The sequence below is a fragment of the Loigolactobacillus zhaoyuanensis genome, assembly GCF_003946385.1.
Classification (GTDB): domain Bacteria; phylum Bacillota; class Bacilli; order Lactobacillales; family Lactobacillaceae; genus Loigolactobacillus; species Loigolactobacillus zhaoyuanensis.
In genome coordinates, this window is sequence record NZ_RHOE01000005.1 from 18,952 (window position 1) to 36,855 (window position 17,904).

The following is a 17,904-nucleotide window of genomic DNA, read 5'->3' on the forward strand; positions in this document are numbered from 1 at the left end:
AATAAATGAATACACAAGTGACCGCAGTGATTGTGACTTATAATCGTCTAACCTTATTGAAAGAAAGTATTGCTGCGGTGCTCGCGCAAACTTATTCAGTGACTAAATTATTAGTGATCAATAATAATAGCACAGATAAAACTGCAGATTATTTAGCTGGGCTGGCCGATTCACGGCTACAAGTAGTTAATTTATCTAAGAATCTTGGTGGTTCCGGTGGTTTTACACTTGGTCTACAGCGCGGTTTTAACGATACAACCAGCGATTTAGTCTGGTTAATGGATGATGATACTATTCCGGATACCAACGCACTGGCTAAATTAGTGGCTGCAGCCGAATCGTTGAATGGACAATTTGGTTTTCTGAGCTCAAATGTGCGATTAATGGATGGAACACCTAATAATGTACCTGAAACAGTTAAGAGTTGGTCGGCTAAATCAGCAAATGGTCTAATTCAGCTGGCATCTGGTTCATTTGTTTCTCTATTGGTACCGCGTGCCGCTGTAGCTGTAGTTGGTTTGTCGATTCCTGAGTTCTTTATCTGGTTTGATGATATTGAGTTTACTCGGCGTTTAACCCACTTTGCACCAGCATACATGGTGTTGGCTGCTAACGTTCTCCACAAAACTAAAGGCGGTCGTGAGCCGGATATTTTAACGGATAACGCTGGTCGATTACCGCTCTATTATTATTATTTCCGAAATAAGTATTATTTAGAACGTGTTACTGATGGCCGCAAAGGTGTGTTTAAGGAATCTTACCGTAATTTTGTTAAGCTATTACAAGTCTTGTTTAGTAAGCAACCGCAACGTTGGCGTAAAATCAGCATTATTATTCGTGGCTGGTCAGCGGGCAAACATTTTCAGCCTAAAGTTCGAAAAATAAAATCAAATGAGGTGAATTGAGTGCAATTAACTGCAGTTGTTGTTTTTTATCAAACCGAACTACAGACAGCAATAACGTTACAGTCGCTGGCACAGAGTAGTGGCCCAACAACACAGAAATTATTGGAACAAACTCATTTTGTGCTCTATGATAATTCTCCCCAACCACACACAACTGAACAATTAGGCTGGTTACCAGATTTTGAGTATCATCACGATTCACGTAATTTAGGTATCGCAACTGCTTATAACTTTGGTTTAAAAAAAGCCCAGGAAAATAAAAGCCAATTTTTGTGGCTATTGGATCAAGATACATCCTTAACTGCGGATTTTATTGATCAATTGTGGCAGCAGGTAACGCAATCGGCAGTAGAACAGGCAATTGTTCCGCAAATTGAAGCTGCTGGTGTTTTAATGTCACCACGTGATATTCGGTCACCGTTTAAGGTTATACCTTTGGCGCTTGGTCAGCAGCAGCATGCTTTAGCAATTAACTCGGCAGCGATGATCCAAGTTGACTTTTTGAGCCAACTTGGCGGCTTTAGCCAGGATTTTCAATTAGATTTTTTAGATAATTGGTTATTTTATCAAATTGATCAGCATCAGGGGACTGTTCAGGTATTATCCAGTGTTTTACAGCATGAATTGTCAGTAATGAATACACAACAAATTAAAATGCCGCGTTACCGGAGTATTATTACTGCGGAATGGCGTTATTATCACCAATATCAAAAAATTAGCGAATTGCATTATCGATATCATTTGATTTTACGTTTTTCCAGTCAGTTATTACTCAAACATGACTTGCCAAAAGCAGCCTATCTATTAAAATTTATCTTTGGGCATCAACCGAAATAAGAACTGTTTTTTTGCATACGCTTATTTTGTGGTAAAATATTGAAGGTTAGCGCGGTCTAATTTTGAGTAGGAATCTATCCAACTTGTTGATTTATCAACTTAGTGAGGAAGGACGCTGGCGCTCGTTTCTAGCAACACTAACAGCCAGAATAAATTGTTAGTGCGCTTTAGCTAAGTAATAACGTACTTCCCGCTGTCGATTTCTACTGGCGCAACCGGCCGAGTAGAAAGTCGCATCCGTACAGGAAAACAAAGATTTCTGGCAACAGAAATTAATCCCTAATTTTGAGTAGGAGCCTGTCCGACTTGTTGATTTATCAACTTAGCGAGGAAGGACATCCGTACAGGAAAACAAAGATTTCTGGCAACAGAAATTAATCCCTAATTTTGAGTAGGAGGAACCTCCAAATGAAAGGTATCATTCTAGCAGGTGGCTCGGGCACTCGTTTGTACCCGGTCACAAGGGCAATTTCAAAACAATTGATTCCCGTCTATGATAAGCCGATGATCTATTATCCGCTGTCCAGTTTAATGTTGGCCGGTATTCAGGACATTTGTATTATTTCCACACCGAAAGATACGCCGCGCTTTGAAGAGTTATTCGACGATGGACATGAATTAGGATTGAATATTTCATACAAAGTCCAAGAACAGCCCAATGGTTTGGCTGAGGCTTTTATTCTGGCTGAAGACTTTATTGCTGGCGATTCCGTTTGTTTGATTTTAGGTGATAATATTTTCTATGGTGGCGGCTTGTCCAAAATGTTGCAACAAGCAGCGGCTAAAGAAGTGGGCGCAACGGTTTTTGGTTATCACGTTAATGATCCAGAACGTTTCGGTGTTGTTGATTTTGATGAAAATCAGCACGCGATTTCGATCGTCGAAAAGCCGGAACATCCGGCTAGTAACTACGCGGTAACTGGCTTGTATTTCTATGATAATCAAGTGGTTGAGATCGCTAAGAACATTAAACCTTCTCCACGTGGCGAATTGGAGATCACCGACGTGAATAAGGAATATTTGCGCCGCGGTCAATTAGACGTTCAATTAATGGGACGTGGTTTTGCTTGGTTGGATACCGGCACCCACGCTTCGTTGCAGCAAGCGTCTAGCTTCATCGAAACCATCCAAACCCGCCAAAACCTTGAAGTGGCATGCTTAGAAGAAATCGCCTACCGGATGGGTTATATCACTAAAGATAAATTATTGGAATTGGCGCAGCCATTAAAGAAAACCGAGTACGGCCAGTACATGATCCGCTTAGCCACAGACCAACTAGATTACTTAGGCTAGAGAGTGTTTTGAAAAAGCGTTCAGCTTCTGAGCACTAGCCTAGTAAGACAATAAGCAGCATGTACTGATGCGTTTGGCTTACGTAGCTAGGCGCAGGAAGCTGCTTTTCCAAACACGTTTCCGCAAAAGATAGGGAGATAAACAATGAATGTATTAAAAACAAACTTACAAGATGTCCGCATTGTTGAGACCGATGTATTCGGCGATCATCGCGGCTTTTTCACTGAAACTTACACGAAGAATAAATTTATCGCTGCTGGGATCGACAATGACTTTAACCAAGATAACCAATCACTATCAATTGAACCCGGTGTGCTACGCGGCTTACATTACCAATTAGCCCCATATGCGCAAACCAAGTTGTTGCGGGCAATTACCGGTGTGATCTACGATGTTTTGGTGGACGTTCGTAAGGGTTCACCAACATTTGGCCAATGGGAAGGCTATATTTTAAGCGAATATAACCATCGCCAATTGTTAGTGCCAAAAGGTTTTGCTCACGGTTTTGTTACTTTGACCCCTAATGTGAACGTCGCTTACAAAGTTGACGGCTACTACGAACCAAAAGCGGATCGGGGCATCGCTTATAACGATCCTGATATTGGTGTCGTTTGGCCAATGCCGTTGGATCATTTAGTTTTGTCTGAAAAGGATCAACACCATCCGCAATTGAAGGACGCAGAACTGAACTTTACTTGGGAGGCAAAATAAATGAACTTGCTTGTTACCGGTGGTGCCGGCTTTATCGGCGCTAATTTTGTCCATTATATGTTGACTGCTCATCCTGAAGATACGATCGTCAACTTAGACTTATTGACCTATGCGGGCAATAGCCATAATTTAGATGATTTAAAGGACGAACCACGGCATCACTTTGTCCACGGTAATATTACCAATCGTGAGTTGGTGACCCATTTAGTTCATGAATTCAAAATTGATGGCATTATCAATTTTGCCGCTGAATCTCATGTGGATCGTTCCATCTTGCACCCAGAAGTGTTCATCGAAACCAACGTCCAAGGTACGCTAGCGTTGTTAGACGTGGCTAAAAAAGAAAACATCACTAAATATCTACAAGTATCGACGGACGAAGTTTATGGCACGTTAGGTGCAGAAGGCTACTTCGAAGAAACCTCACCACTACAGCCTAATTCGCCTTACTCTGCCAGTAAAGCGTCCGCCGACATGATCGTCCGCGCTTATTACGAAACTTATGGCTTAAACGTGAATATCACCCGTTGTTCCAACAACTACGGGCCTTACCAATTTCCAGAAAAGTTGATCCCATTGATGGTTTCTAACGGGATGGAAGGTAAAGACTTGCCGATTTATGGTGATGGCAAGAATATTCGTGACTGGTTATACGTCACCGATCATTGCCGCGCCATCGACCTTGTTTTCCGCGAAGGTAAAAAGGGCGAAGTTTATAACGTTGGCGGTCATAACGAACGGACCAACAACCAGATCGTCCATCGGATCATTGAAGCTTTAGACTTACCAGATTCACGGATTAAGTATGTGGCTGATCGTTTAGGTCATGATCGGCGGTACGCCATTGATCCGAAGAAAATCGAAACTGAACTCGGCTGGGCACCTGAATATACGTTTGACACTGGGATCGTGAAAACCATCAAATGGTTCGAAGATAACGAAGCTTGGTGGCAGCCATTGAAGGCGCGCGCTGGATTGAAGTAGTGGAGCGGGGCAAGTGGAACACATGCGACATCCGCTAGCGGGGACATTTGCCTTGCTTTTTTCGTACATAAAATGAAGTAGAGCGAGGAGCGTTAATTATGCGAATTTTAATTACCGGCGCTAATGGGCAGCTTGGTACTGAATTACGCCACTTATTAGATGCACGTGAAACTGAATATCGGGCAACTGACAGTAAGGAACTAGACATTACTGACGAAGCAGCAGTTAGGGCTTATTTTACTGATTTCAAGCCACAAGTTGTTTATCATTGTGCAGCTTTTACGGCAGTTGATGCCGCTGAAGAAGCACCAGGTAAAGCAGTCAATCAAAAAGTTAACGTTGATGGCACGGCCAATATTGCGGCGGCTGCTAACCAAGTCGGCGCGATCGTGGTTTATATTAGTACTGACTATGTTTTTGCGGGGGATCAGGATGCTGAATATACCGTTGACGCACAACCAGCGCCGCGCAATGAGTATGGTCGCGCCAAATATGAAGGCGAACAAGCAGTGCAACGGTTGGCGGATAAATATTACATTATTCGCACCTCATGGGTTTACGGCGAATATGGTAAAAACTTCGTCTACACCATGTTGAATTTGGCTAAAACTTACGATCAATTAACGGTGGTCAATGATCAATTCGGTCGACCATCATGGACACGGACCTTGGCTGAATTTATGACCTTTACGCTGGATCATCAACTGGACTACGGCATCTACCATCTATCCAATGATAATAGTTGTAACTGGTATCAGTTTGCCCAAGCAATTCTTAAGGATAAGGCGGTAACCGTTAGTCCGGTGACCTCTGCTGAATACCCCCAAAAAGCTTGGCGGCCACGGCATTCAATTCTTGATCTAAGTAAAACTAAGGCAACTGGTTTTAAATTACCGACTTGGCAAGAAGCATTAGCGGCTTTCATGCAAGAAATCAATGCTTAGTGCAATCAACAACACTTTGAAAAGGTGAGTCTATGTTAGAAAGTAAAAAAATTAGTTGGCGCGAGATCAGTAATGTCTTGCACCGACGATTATTAATCGAAATTATAGTGGCTCTAGTAGTGCTGGTCGGCGGTTTCTTTGTCTTACATTTAGGCCGTGCGACACCAACAGCAGCGCCTAAATATACAGCAACGAGCCAAGTTCTATTGACTTTACCTGAAAGTAAGCAGCAGGTGGTCTTGGAGCAAACCGTTAATCCGCAGTATGTGACGACTTTTGCTGACGTGGTAGGGACTGACTTGATCGCGCGACCAGTAAGAACGAAGTTAGCGCAGCAAGGCATTAAATTATCGTTGTCGGCGTTGGAAAAAATGGTCGACGCACATACCAATAATAACAATTCTTTAATTGAGATCAATGTGACCACGGACAAGCGAGTAACAGCCAAGCAAATTGCTCAGGTTTACGCTCAAGTGGCCAGTCAAAATGTAAAACCAATCATGGGTCTAGGTCGTGGCAAGGTAGTCACTCAACCGCGAGTTAATCAAGTGTTAGCCATCCAAAAGTTACCAATAAAACGGATCGCTATTTTGGTGATCGCGGCAATTATTTTAGGCTTAGCCAGTGGTTGTGTGGTTGAAATTTTAGATCGACGGATTCGTAGCCGTTATTTTGTGGCGTCAACTTTGGCGGCGACACCACTTATTTTGACCCAACAACCCACCGCTATTGAATTAGCTACTGTGCGTAATACATTGGATATTGCAACCCCACACGCGCAGATTTTAGTTGCACAATTGCCTAATGCGAGTTCAGAGCTAACGGCGGCTGTGCAGGCTTTAGCACAACAATATGCAGCTGCTGGTGATCGTGTGTTGCTAGTTGATCTAGCTACAGATACGGCGATGTTACAGCAATTTGCTGTAGCGACCACGCCGGCGGATTATCAAGGCGGTACAGTAGCACGATTACCACAGTCACCAGCTACACCAACTTTGTTGACGCTAGCAGAATTTGAACGTAGCCTAGCACGATTGAAAGGCGATTTTCAGCGGATCATCTTTGTTGCGGCAGGCGCAGAAATTGTGGGCAACCAACAATTAGCGTTGCATTTAGCTGCTGCTCGTTTATTGTTGCTGCAACAAGGCGTTACCACTAAAAAGGCGGCCTATCAGTTACAACAACAGTCACAGTCAACAACGCCAGTGAATGTCGTTTTGTATTTTGGTAATTGAGGTGGTTAGATGACACAGCCAAGTACAACGTTAAAGCAATTAGTTCATTTATTTAAAGTGGTCGTGCTTAACGCCATTGTTTTTGGGGTTCTCGGTTTTGGTGTTAGTGTTACATGGCATCCGCAAAGTGCGCCACTATATCACAGTCAGGCGTTGATCAGTTTAACTAAAGTACGTCATCAGCAAATTGGGACGACTAAGTATGTTCGTTACTCCAATGGTAGCGAGCTAACGCAGTTATTCAGCGATAATTTCAAAGCACCGACAACGGATAAAGCAGTACGGCGGGCGCTTAAAAAAGCTGATTTGGCTGCTGACTTTGATCAGCCTGGTGCGATTATGGTGGAGATGCCACATAACTCTGGCTTGATCCAGATCAACGCAACCAGCCATAAACGGACCACCGCAATCAAAGGGGCGAACATTGCAGCCAAAGTAGCGGTACAACAATTTACTAAGCGCTACCAGTTACAAAATAGTCAGGTATTAGTGCGCGCAACCAGCGCAGACCGCCAGATAACGACGATCTCAAGGAGTGAAATTATGTTGAAATTTATGTTTGCAGGTATGTTGCTCGGCTTTCTCTGGATTTTTGTACGTGAGCTGTGGCAGCGTCGTTCGGCAGCAAAGTAAGGTTGGGATAGCGTGTATTTATTAGCAACGACAACGATCACTTACCTGATGAATCTTGTAGCCAGTTTCCGCCAGCGCAAACACCGCTGGTTTGAGTGGCTGTTTTTGGCCTGCATGATCGTTTTGATGGGCGCCAACACAAATAACGCTGATTTTTTTACTTATCAGTGGCTCTATAACGCACATATCCCGTATGGCGAGCCTGGTTATCGTGTGCTGACCCGAATCGGCGCATTATTAGGATTCGATTATCAGCAATTTCGGCTAGTTTTAGCGGCGATTTTCTTGATCATTTTATATCGGGGAATTCAAAAGTTAACACCGCATACAGCTGGCTTTATGGCACTTTATTTCTGTTATCCGTTTTTCTTGGATGTTATTCAGCTACGTAACTTTATGATGATGGCGCTCTTAGTGTACGCCAGCCATTTTTTGTTGGAAAAAACATACCGTAATTTAGCGCTATTTACACTTTTTGTATTATTGGGTGCTAGCTTTCAAGTACTAGGCGTTTTATATTTATTAGTCATTCCGTTGTACTATTTTGATGAGCATAATTTATGGAAAATTAGTTTGCTTAGTGTTGTCTTTCTATTATCAGTTGTGGTGATGGTACCGCAATTGGCGCAAGGATTGCTACAATTACTGGGTCATTTGCATCTTAGCCATTTATCACTTTATTTTGTGCAAAAAGTCCGGCTCGGTTATTTACCATTTTGGTTATTCAGTATGTTTGATTTGGCTTTCACTTACTTCAGCTATCGTTACTTAACGGAGCGTCAGCTATTAACGCCACGCCAACGACAAATTATTTGGTTAACGTTCACGTTTATCGTCGTTGGTGTTTTGACCATGCCCATGTATACCTATGAATTTTCGTTTGCCCGCGCGTTACGGAATGTGATTCCCTTTACGGTGGTTGCTTTTCTGACGACACTTGACGCATTGCCGCGCCGTCATTATTTACGCTGGTTGTATAGTGGTGCCTTCGGGATCTATTTTTTGGCGGTGGTCTATTTTGAAATAGTGCCGTTACTACATGATACGATCATACCGGCGTTTACCGCTAACTGGCTCTTGGGTGGCTAAAATAGGATTGCTTATGCTAAAATACTTATTGCACGGTATGTGCTGATCAGTTTACGATGACACACGCTAATATCGAAATGAAGTTCAATTAATTAAAAATCGCTACTTAACAAGTGCTAGGTTTAACCGAAAGGAAGTTAATATGAAAGATTATGATTATTTAGTTGTTGGTGCTGGCTTATTTGGCGCCACTTTCGCTTATGAAGCTGCTAAACGCGGCAAGCGGGTCAAAGTGATCGAGAAGGACGATCACATTTCCGGTCATATTTACACAGAAGAACAAGCTGGTATCCAAGTGCACAAATTTGGCGCACATATTTTCCACACTAGTATTAAAAAAACTTGGGATTTTGTTCAACAATTTGCTGAATTTAATCGTTATACCAACGAACCAGTAGCCAACTATAAGGGCGAGTTGTATAACATGCCGTTTAACATGAACACATTCAATAAAATGTGGGGCGTGATCACACCGGCTGAAGCCAAGGCTAAAATTGACGAACAGCGCAAAGTTTTAGGCGATAAAAAGCCAGAAAACTTGGAAGAGCAGGCAATCTCGTTGATCGGTACTGATATTTACGAGAAACTGATCAAGGGTTATACTGAAAAACAATGGGGTCGGAAAGCAACTGAATTACCAGCGTTTATTATTCGCCGGTTACCAGTGCGTTATATTTATGACAACAACTATTTCAATGACACTTACCAAGGCATCCCCATTGGTGGCTATACCCAGATCGTTGAAAAGTTATTAGCAGATCCTTTGATCGACGTTGAATTGAATCAAGATTTCTTTGCCAATAAAGACAGCTATTTGGCGGATTATCCGCGCGTGGTGTTCACTGGGATGATCGATCAATTCTTTAATTACCAACTTGGCGAGCTGGAATACCGTGGCCTACGTTTTGAAGAAGAAGAATTAGATGTCGATAATTATCAAGGCAACGCGGTGGTCAATTACACCGATGCTGAAACGCCTTATACACGAATCATTGAGCATAAGCATTTTGAATTCGGTAAAGGTGATAAAAATAAAACCATCATTACTCGCGAATATCCGGAAAATTGGCAACGTGGTGATGAGCCTTATTATCCAGTTAACGATAAGCGCAATAACGGGCTATTCAAACAGTATCGTGAACTAGCGACAACTCAGCCTAATGTCATTTTCGGTGGTCGCTTAGGTCAGTATAAATACTACAACATGGATCAAGTGATCGAAGCCGCGCAAAAAGTTGTTACCCGCGAATTTGGGGCAGAAGACTAGTCGGTCTAAACGGGCGTTTAGCTTTTCGGCCACGTTTAGTTCTGACTTGAAAAAAATAGTTTCAAAATATGTTTAGTGAATAACTATTGCAGGAAACTATTTTAGTGGAGTGCTAGGATTTTAATGCGGCGTAGGTCGTTACTGTGAAATTTTCTAAATTTAACAAAGGGCTAAAGGGCACTCGGTTGCTTTTTGGCCCTTATTTTGAAGCTGGGAGGTGAAGTGAATGGCACCAGTAACGGTTAGTATTGTAACCTATAATAGCGCGCATATTTTTGAAGCAGTCGCGCGTTTTAAATCAGAGGTATTGGCGCATTATCCAGTGACGTTGCGGATTTTTGATAATCATTCGGCACCGGCTTATGTTGAAAAACTGCAAGCGTTGGCATCCGAACAAGTAATTATTACTGCAGCTGATGATAATCACGGCTTTGGTTACGGCCATAATGTTAATTTAGTCCAAAGTAAAACTGATTATTTTGTCTGCTGTAATCCGGATATTTTAATTGATCGCACTAGTTTCGTGACCATGTATGATTATCTTGCTTCACAGCCGGCGGTTAGTATGATCACGCCGAAAATTACTGATCCTGATGGGCAAGTTCAATATTTGATCCGCTATAAGTTAGATGTGTTCGACTATTTATTGCGCTTTGTCCGCTTCAATTTTGTTAAACGCTTATTTGCTAAGCGAATTGCACGTTATGAATGTCGTGATCTTAGCGATGAGCGGCAGCAGATTCGTTTTGGTTCTGGGGCCTTCATGTTTTTACGAACCAGTATCTTGCGGCAGATCGGCGGCTTTGACGAGCGTTTCTTTATGTATTTTGAGGACAACGACTTGTGTATGCGGATCAATCAAGCTGGCGGCCAGATTTTTTACCTGCCCGACGCGCCAGTGATCCATTACTATGCCCGCGATTCGCACAAAAGCAGCCGTGGTTTTAAGTTATTTCTGACCTCAATGTACCGTTATTTTAATAAATGGGGTTGGCGGTTTTTCTAGCTTGGTGGCTTAAACTACCTTAATTGAAGGAGAGGTGCGCAATGCTTTCAGTTTGTATGGCAACTTATAATGGCGCTCAAACAGTGGCCCGACAGCTACAGTCGATTTTGATGCAGTTATCCGCTCAGGATGAAGTGGTGATCGTCGATGATCATTCAACAGATCAAACGGTGGCGATGATCAAAGACTTAGTCAGCAATAGTTCAGTTCAGGTGCGGCTATTGATCAATTCACAAAATCAGGGCCCAATCAAAAGTTTTGCCCGCGCGCTAAAACAAGCGCAAGGCGAACTTGTTTTTTTAGCCGATCAAGATGACGTTTGGTTTGACGATAAGGTTGCACAAGTCGTTACTGCTTTTCAACAGCAAAAGGCTGATTTGATCGTTCATGATGGCGTTGTTGTTGATCAAGATGAGCAACAGATCGCCGCTTCATGGAATCAATACAATCATAACCAGTTACCGCAAACGGTAGGTAGTAATTTACTGAAGAATGGCTATACTGGCGCAATGATGGCGGTCAGTCAGCGACTATTGCAGCGCGCGCTACCATTTCCGGAACGAATCGAAATGCATGATCAGTGGCTTTTCTTAGTGGCCCGGCATGAACATATGAAAATGGCGGTGCTACCGCAACCGTTGATGGCCTACGTTCGCCACGGTGATAACGTAACTGGTATGCAGCGGCGGCGCTTTACTGAGATGTTGCAAGGCCGCTGGCGAATGTGGTGCGCTTATCGACAATTATCCCGTAAATAGTCGCAACTAGGGAACAAAAATGCTAAACTATCATTAAAACTAAAAGTGGAGACTGATGATGACAAAACTATATCCGGATGACAGTTACACACTGCATACCGATTTATACCAAATCAATATGATGTTAACCTATTGGCAAGAAGGAATTCACAACCGGCAGTCAGTTTTTGAATGCTACTTCCGTGAGATGCCATTTGGCAATGGTTACGCGATTTTTGCGGGTTTGGAACATGTCGTTCGTTTTATTCAACAACTTTCTTTCACGGATTCAGACATCGCTTATTTACGAGAAGCTGAGGACTATCCCGAAGAATTCTTAACTTACTTGAAGAATTTTAAATTCACTGGTACGATTCGTTCGGCAGTTGAGGGCGATTTAGTCTTCAATAATGAGCCGATTTTACAGGTCGAAGGACCATTGGCCGACTGTCAATTAGTTGAAACAGCGCTATTAAATGTGATCAATTATCAAACTTTGATCGCCACTAAGGCCGCACGGATCCGCTCGGTTGTTGGCACGGATAGTGTGATGGAATTTGGTACGCGCCGCGCTCAAGAAATGGACGCCGCAATTTGGGGTACCCGTGCCGCCTATATTGGTGGTTTTGACGCGACCAGTAATGTACGCGCCGGTAAAATTTTTGGCATCCCAGTCAGCGGTACACATGCGCATTCATTGGTTCAAGCTTATCGCAGCGATTATCGCGGCTTCAAAGCCTACGCCGAGACGCACAAGGATTGTGTTTTTCTAGTCGATACCTACGACACGTTGAAAAGTGGTGTACCTAATGCGATTAAAGTGGCCAACGAAATGGGTGACAAAATCAATTTCTTAGGTGTGCGCATCGATTCCGGTGATATGGCGTATATTTCCAAGCGTGTGCGTCAGCAACTAGACGAAGCTGGTTACCCTGAGGCTAAAGTTTATGCGTCGAATGATCTTGACGAAAAAACGATCCAAAATCTAAAAATGCAGCACGCTAAAATTGATGTTTGGGGTGTCGGTACACATCTGATCACCGCTTATGACCAGCCAGCACTGGGTGCGGTGTACAAGTTAGTCGCTATCGAAGATGAAAATGGTGAAATGCAGGATACAGTGAAATTGTCCAGCAACGCGATCAAAGTTTCCACACCAGGTAAGAAACAAGTTTGGCGGATCACCAAAAAGGATGATGGCAAGTCAGAAGGCGACTATGTCACCATTTGGGACGAAGACCCCTTGGCGGAAAAAGCACTGTATATGTTCCACCCTAACTACACTTACATCAACAAAACGATTTCCAACTTCAATGCGCGGCCATTATTGCGGACAATTTATAAGGATGGTCAGTTAGTTTATGACCTACCTGAGCTACCAGAAATTCGCCGTTACTCTGCGGCAATGCTGGAGTCTTTGTGGGATGAATACAAGCGGGATTTAAACCCACAAGATTATCCGGTCGACTTATCGCAAAAATTGTATGATCATAAAATGAAAATCATTGGTCAAGTGCGCCAACAAGTTAGTGGTAAGCAACTTTAGTAGTGAATGAACGCCGCAGGATCAGCTGATTCTGTGGCGTTTTTTGGTGTTTTGTAAGGTAGTATCATTGCGGCACCCTGGTTTACGGCGTGGTATACTGAAAGCATAGTGTAACGCCCGGTGTTGCCAGTGATCATGTAAGGCCAAGCGCCGTTAAAAATTTAAAATATGACTAGGAGTGAGCCTATGCGCCCGTTACAAACAGAAATTATTGCGGCAATGAAAACCCAAGCAATTATTGATCCGCAAGTTGAAATTCGTAAAAGTGTTGATTTTCTCAAAAATTATTTGAAGAAATATCCCTTTGTTAAAACGTTAGTGTTGGGGATTTCTGGCGGCCAAGATTCTACATTGGCTGGCCGCTTGGGCCAAATGGCGGCAGCAGAAATTCGCACTGAAACCGGTGATGATGCCTATCGTTTTATTGCGGTTCGTTTGCCATATGGGGAACAAGCTGACGAAAGTGATGCCATGGCAGCGATCGACTTTATACAAGCGGATGAAACGCAGCGGGTCGATATCAAGCCAGCTGTTGACGCAACGGTGGCGGCTTTAGAAGCGAATCAATTAACGATCAATGATTTTAACAAAGGTAATATTAAAGCTCGCCAGCGAATGATCGCCCAATACGGCATTGCCGGCGCACGTCAAGGGGTTGTGCTGGGAACTGATCATTCGGCAGAATCGATCACTGGATTCTATACGAAATTTGGTGATGGTGGTGCGGATCTAGTGCCACTCTACCGGTTGGATAAACGGCAAGGTAAGCAGCTGCTTGAAGCGTTAGGCGCGCCGGAACATCTTTATTTAAAAGTACCGACCGCTGATTTGGAAGAAGATCGACCTGCATTACCTGACGAAGTAGCGCTAGGTGTGCGGTATGATGATATCGACGATTACCTTGAAGGTAAAGATGTGGCGCCAGCTGCTGCTGAAAAAATTGAAAGCTGGTATTTAAAAACAGCGCATAAACGACATCTACCAATTACAATTTTTGATAATTTTTGGCACTAACCGGTTTTTTTCTTGTACATTCAATAAATAATCAGTTATACTAGGCTTAAATCATAGGGGAGTAACTTGCGAAGTTGCGGCTAAATTAGTTGTGCTACAATTTGTGGTGCTAACTGACTCAAATTTTGAGTGCTTGTCGGATACTTCGTGATAACGTCGTCAACAAGGAAAGTCAATCGATTTTTCTGGTGTTATCTTAAAAAGTGAGACTTATGTGTGTTTATGCAACATACATGGGCCTCACTTTTTGTATGCTGCGAATCGATCAAAAGGGGGAATCAAGTTTGGCCCAAGAGAAAAAGTTCTACAGCACAACGACTGCAGAGGTACAAGCAACGCTGCACACCACCGAGCAACAAGGTTTGACCAAGGCGGAGGCTAACAAACGCTTAACCGAGGGCGGCGCCAATAGCTTAGTTGCTAAACGTCGCAAAACGATCATTGAACGTTTTATTGATCAATTTAAGGATTTCATGATCGCTGTCTTATTAGTTGCCGCGATCGTGGCCGGCTTTAGTGGTGAAATCGCTGATGCCGTCATTATCCTATTGGTTGTTATTTTGAATGCTGTTTTCGGCGTGTTCCAGGAAGTCCAAGCTGAAGCCGCCATCGATGCACTGAAAGATATGTCTGCACCAATGGCTCACGTCCGTCGTGATGGTGAATTGATCACGATCAAAAGTGAAGACGTGGTGCCAGGCGATATTGTCTTATTGGAAGCGGGCGATGTGGTGCCAGCTGATCTACGACTAATTTCCGCGCAGACTTTGCGTATCGAAGAAGCTGCATTAACTGGTGAATCGGTACCGGTGGAAAAGCAAACGGCGTCGTTAGATCTACAGCCGGATGAAAAAATCAGTCTTGGTGATCAAACCAATATGGCGTTCATGAATAGTAATATCACGAATGGCCGTGGAACTGGGGTTGTGATCGCAACGGGGATGCAGACCGAAGTGGGTCGTATTGCCGGCATGCTGAACCAAACTGATGAAACTAAAACACCTTTACAAGAAAACTTAAATTCATTAGGTAAAACGCTGACTTGGTTGATTTTATTCTTATCAGTCCTGATTTTTGCACTGGGGATGTTGAATCAACGTGAGACCTTGCTGAACATGTTGTTAACGGCTATTTCTTTAGCTGTAGCAGCGATTCCAGAAGGATTACCAGCAATCGTTACCGTTACTTTGGCGCTAGGTACCAAGCGGATGGCCAAACGTAATGCCATTGTCCGTAAATTACCAGCGGTAGAAACCTTAGGTAGTACTGACATTATTGCTTCTGATAAAACAGGAACTTTAACGCAAAACAAAATGACTGTTGAGCGTTTATTTACTAATAATCAATTGACTACCGCCAGCGAGAGCAAGGCTGACCTAAACGATATGACTGTGCAGGTCATGACGCTAGCTAACGATACTAAAATGGATAAAGAAGGCAAATTACTCGGTGATCCTACCGAAACTGCGCTTGTTCAGTTTGGTTTAGCTCATAAATTGGACGTGGCGGCGTTACTGAAGCAGTTACCGCGGGTCGATGAAGTACCGTTTGATTCAGAACGTAAATTAATGACTACGATCCACGAATTGGATGATGGTCGTTATTTGATTGCCACAAAGGGTGCGCCTGATCAGTTATTGATGCGGGCAACGCAATATGAAGTCGACAATACCGTAAAACCAATGGACGATACTGAGCGTGACTTGATTCTAAGCACAAATACACAATTGGCGCGCCAAGCCTTGCGTGTTTTAGGGATGGCCTATAAAGTTGTCACTGAACTTCCGGCTAAAATTGACACCGATACAGTCGAACAAGAGTTGATCTTTACTGGTTTAATCGGGATGATCGATCCAGAACGACCTGAAGTTGCTGGCGCGGTACGTGAAGCCAAAGAAGCAGGTATTCGGCCAATGATGATCACTGGTGATCACCGCGATACAGCCGAAGCCATCGCAAAACGTTTAGGTATTATTGGTGACCATGATGAAGCAGCAATTATCAGTGGGAACGAACTTGACGACATGAGCGATGAAGAATTTGCCAAACGTGTCGGCGATTACTCCGTTTACGCACGAGTTGCACCTGAACATAAGGTACGAATCGTTAAGGCTTGGCAAAAACGTGGTAAAGTTGTGGCGATGACTGGTGATGGCGTTAATGATGCGCCTGCATTGAAATCCGCTGATATTGGTATCGGCATGGGGATCACCGGCACAGAAGTCTCAAAGAATGCCTCTGACATGGTGCTGGCTGATGATAACTTTTCTACGATCGTCGTGGCGGTCGAAGAAGGGCGGAAAGTCTTCGCTAATATTCAAAAAGCAATTCAGTACTTGCTGTCAGCTAACTTAGGTGAAGTTTTGACCTTATTCATGATGACCATTCTTGGTTGGCAAATTCTAGCACCCGTACAAATTCTATGGATCAACTTAGTCACTGATACGTTCCCGGCAATTGCTTTAGGTGTTGAACCCATGGAACGCGACATTATGAAACGCAGGCCGCGTGGGCGTAAGTCGAACTTCTTATCGGGTGGCCTCAGTCAATCGATTATTTATCAAGGGATACTAGAAGGTGCGATCACGCTGTTGGTTTATTGGATCGGTATCACTTATCCTGTCCATGCTAATGGTAGCTTGGCACATGCTGATGCGCTAACCATGGCGTTTGCGACGCTGGGCTTGATCCAGCTCTTCCATGCCTTTAACGTGAAGTCGATTTATGGCACAATTTTCCACAAAAATATTTTTTCAAATCATTCGTTTAACTGGGCGATCTTAGCGTCAACTGTCTTGATGGCAGCGACAATTTTGATTCCTGGTTTCAACCAATTATTCCACGTAACACCACTTGATTGGCATCAATGGGCCACTGTATTAGGCAGTTCATTCTCGATCGTGATCATTGTGGAAATCGTGAAATTCGTTCAACGACGTATGGGTATGAATAAATAAACTAAAGAGGTTGAACTAACATGGTAAAAGCACAACAAGTTATGGTGCATTATGCACAGGTCATTGATCAAATGCTCGAAACGACAGAGCAATTGACCACTGATTTAAATGGCGATTATGAACTATTGAAAGAAGCTATTGCCACCGATACAGTTGGTGACATTAGCAATGATCAATGGGGCAGTATTAAAGCAAACTTTGACCAAGGTGTTGCCGCCTATCAAAAAAATTTGGCGGAAGTTAAAGCAGTGCGACCAATTGCTAAAGCGATGGGCATTCATCATTTGCTACTAGCAGCGTACACCGACTACGTGGCCGGTTGCGCACAAATGGCGGCTAGCGTTGATGCAACGGCACACACCATTGATACAGCTGCGTTTACGGCAGCAGAAAAGCAACAAGACGATAGTTCGTTAGCAATGAACAAACAAATTGCGCGATTGTCACAGATTTTAAGATAATTAGTGATCAAAGGCGTGGGATTACGTGTCCTGCGCCTTTTTATTGTTTTAAATGTGAAAAAGATTAAAAATAGATTTGACAAAGCTAGGTCAATAAAGCTATACTCAATTTAATTCAAATCGAGAAAAGAGGAACAGCAATGCAACAACGTCGTCTACAATTAAACAATGCCTGGTGGCAAAGCCAACTGTAGACAGACCGTCGTGTAGATACGATCTGTCAGATGATCGTATCTATGTTGGTTTGCTGTTCTTTATGCCCACATAGATAATCTATGTGGGTTT

At 43.3% G+C, this 17,904-nt stretch carries 16 protein-coding genes; all 16 read left to right on the forward strand.

Annotated features, from left to right (window positions below; translation table 11 throughout):
- Window positions 1-5 precede the first annotated feature (5 nt).
- Window positions 6-905 (forward strand): glycosyltransferase family 2 protein, encoded by a 900-nt coding sequence (locus tag EKM76_RS01865; RefSeq protein ID WP_125548975.1) that lies wholly within the window; start codon window positions 6-8, stop codon window positions 903-905.
- A complete protein-coding gene (locus tag EKM76_RS01870; protein WP_125548976.1) occupies window positions 906-1,742 on the forward strand; it encodes a glycosyltransferase in 837 nt (278 codons plus the stop codon).
- A gap of 408 nt (window positions 1,743-2,150) precedes the next feature.
- Entirely contained in the window at window positions 2,151-3,035 is an 885-nt protein-coding gene (gene rfbA / locus EKM76_RS01875) for a glucose-1-phosphate thymidylyltransferase RfbA (protein ID WP_125548977.1), read from the forward strand.
- Between the two features lie 144 nt (window positions 3,036-3,179).
- Window positions 3,180-3,746 carry a dTDP-4-dehydrorhamnose 3,5-epimerase gene (gene rfbC, locus EKM76_RS01880; protein ID WP_125548978.1) on the forward strand — a complete coding sequence of 189 codons (567 nt, stop codon included), beginning with the start codon at window positions 3,180-3,182 and terminating at the stop codon, window positions 3,744-3,746.
- Complete coding sequence (rfbB, locus tag EKM76_RS01885) at window positions 3,747-4,730, forward strand: dTDP-glucose 4,6-dehydratase (RefSeq protein WP_125548979.1); 984 nt, start codon at window positions 3,747-3,749, stop codon at window positions 4,728-4,730. It begins immediately after the preceding gene.
- A gap of 98 nt (window positions 4,731-4,828) precedes the next feature.
- A complete protein-coding gene (gene rfbD, locus EKM76_RS01890) occupies window positions 4,829-5,674 on the forward strand; it encodes a dTDP-4-dehydrorhamnose reductase (protein ID WP_125548980.1) in 846 nt (281 codons plus the stop codon).
- Between the two features lie 32 nt (window positions 5,675-5,706).
- Window positions 5,707-6,909 carry a YveK family protein gene (locus EKM76_RS01895; RefSeq protein ID WP_125548981.1) on the forward strand — a complete coding sequence of 401 codons (1,203 nt, stop codon included), beginning with the start codon at window positions 5,707-5,709 and terminating at the stop codon, window positions 6,907-6,909.
- Window positions 6,910-6,918: 9 nt separating this feature from the next.
- Complete coding sequence (locus tag EKM76_RS01900) at window positions 6,919-7,542, forward strand: YveK family protein (protein WP_125548982.1); 624 nt, start codon at window positions 6,919-6,921, stop codon at window positions 7,540-7,542.
- Window positions 7,543-7,554: 12 nt separating this feature from the next.
- Window positions 7,555-8,631, forward strand: coding sequence for an EpsG family protein (locus tag EKM76_RS01905; RefSeq protein WP_125548983.1), 1,077 nt, complete (start codon window positions 7,555-7,557; stop codon window positions 8,629-8,631).
- Window positions 8,632-8,773: 142 nt separating this feature from the next.
- On the forward strand, window positions 8,774-9,898 hold the full coding sequence (gene glf, locus EKM76_RS01910; RefSeq protein ID WP_125548984.1) for a UDP-galactopyranose mutase: 1,125 nt from the start codon (window positions 8,774-8,776) through the stop codon (window positions 9,896-9,898).
- 226 nt (window positions 9,899-10,124) lie between these two features.
- Complete coding sequence (locus EKM76_RS01915; RefSeq protein WP_125548985.1) at window positions 10,125-10,904, forward strand: glycosyltransferase family 2 protein; 780 nt, start codon at window positions 10,125-10,127, stop codon at window positions 10,902-10,904.
- A 41-nt stretch (window positions 10,905-10,945) separates the two neighbouring features.
- Window positions 10,946-11,662, forward strand: coding sequence for a glycosyltransferase (locus EKM76_RS01920; RefSeq protein ID WP_125548986.1), 717 nt, complete (start codon window positions 10,946-10,948; stop codon window positions 11,660-11,662).
- Between the two features lie 58 nt (window positions 11,663-11,720).
- Window positions 11,721-13,187 carry a nicotinate phosphoribosyltransferase gene (locus EKM76_RS01925; protein WP_125548987.1) on the forward strand — a complete coding sequence of 489 codons (1,467 nt, stop codon included), beginning with the start codon at window positions 11,721-11,723 and terminating at the stop codon, window positions 13,185-13,187.
- 186 nt (window positions 13,188-13,373) lie between these two features.
- Entirely contained in the window at window positions 13,374-14,201 is an 828-nt protein-coding gene (gene nadE / locus EKM76_RS01930) for an ammonia-dependent NAD(+) synthetase (RefSeq protein WP_125548988.1), read from the forward strand.
- 251 nt (window positions 14,202-14,452) lie between these two features.
- On the forward strand, window positions 14,453-17,158 hold the full coding sequence (locus EKM76_RS01935) for a cation-translocating P-type ATPase (protein ID WP_191986896.1): 2,706 nt from the start codon (window positions 14,453-14,455) through the stop codon (window positions 17,156-17,158).
- A 20-nt stretch (window positions 17,159-17,178) separates the two neighbouring features.
- A complete protein-coding gene (locus tag EKM76_RS01940) occupies window positions 17,179-17,619 on the forward strand; it encodes a hypothetical protein (RefSeq protein WP_125548990.1) in 441 nt (146 codons plus the stop codon).
- Window positions 17,620-17,904: the final 285 nt, after the last annotated feature.

Excerpts from the sequence above, each read along its gene's own strand:
- EKM76_RS01920 (WP_125548986.1), top strand. The coding sequence starts at position 10,946 with ATGCTTTCAGTTTGTATGGCAACTTATAATGGCGCTCAAACAGTGGCC.
- rfbB (WP_125548979.1), top strand. The coding sequence starts at position 3,747 with ATGAACTTGCTTGTTACCGGTGGTGCCGGCTTTATCGGCGCTAATTTT.
- EKM76_RS01895 (WP_125548981.1), top strand. The coding sequence starts at position 5,707 with ATGTTAGAAAGTAAAAAAATTAGTTGGCGCGAGATCAGTAATGTCTTG.
- EKM76_RS01900 (WP_125548982.1), top strand. The coding sequence starts at position 6,919 with ATGACACAGCCAAGTACAACGTTAAAGCAATTAGTTCATTTATTTAAA.
- rfbC (WP_125548978.1), top strand. The coding sequence starts at position 3,180 with ATGAATGTATTAAAAACAAACTTACAAGATGTCCGCATTGTTGAGACC.
- EKM76_RS01925 (WP_125548987.1), top strand. The coding sequence starts at position 11,721 with ATGACAAAACTATATCCGGATGACAGTTACACACTGCATACCGATTTA.
- EKM76_RS01940 (WP_125548990.1), top strand. The coding sequence starts at position 17,179 with ATGGTAAAAGCACAACAAGTTATGGTGCATTATGCACAGGTCATTGAT.
- EKM76_RS01865 (WP_125548975.1), top strand. The coding sequence starts at position 6 with ATGAATACACAAGTGACCGCAGTGATTGTGACTTATAATCGTCTAACC.
- rfbD (WP_125548980.1), top strand. The coding sequence starts at position 4,829 with ATGCGAATTTTAATTACCGGCGCTAATGGGCAGCTTGGTACTGAATTA.
- rfbA (WP_125548977.1), top strand. The coding sequence starts at position 2,151 with ATGAAAGGTATCATTCTAGCAGGTGGCTCGGGCACTCGTTTGTACCCG.
- EKM76_RS01935 (WP_191986896.1), top strand. The coding sequence starts at position 14,453 with ATGCTGCGAATCGATCAAAAGGGGGAATCAAGTTTGGCCCAAGAGAAA.
- EKM76_RS01915 (WP_125548985.1), top strand. The coding sequence starts at position 10,125 with ATGGCACCAGTAACGGTTAGTATTGTAACCTATAATAGCGCGCATATT.
- glf (WP_125548984.1), top strand. The coding sequence starts at position 8,774 with ATGAAAGATTATGATTATTTAGTTGTTGGTGCTGGCTTATTTGGCGCC.
- nadE (WP_125548988.1), top strand. The coding sequence starts at position 13,374 with ATGCGCCCGTTACAAACAGAAATTATTGCGGCAATGAAAACCCAAGCA.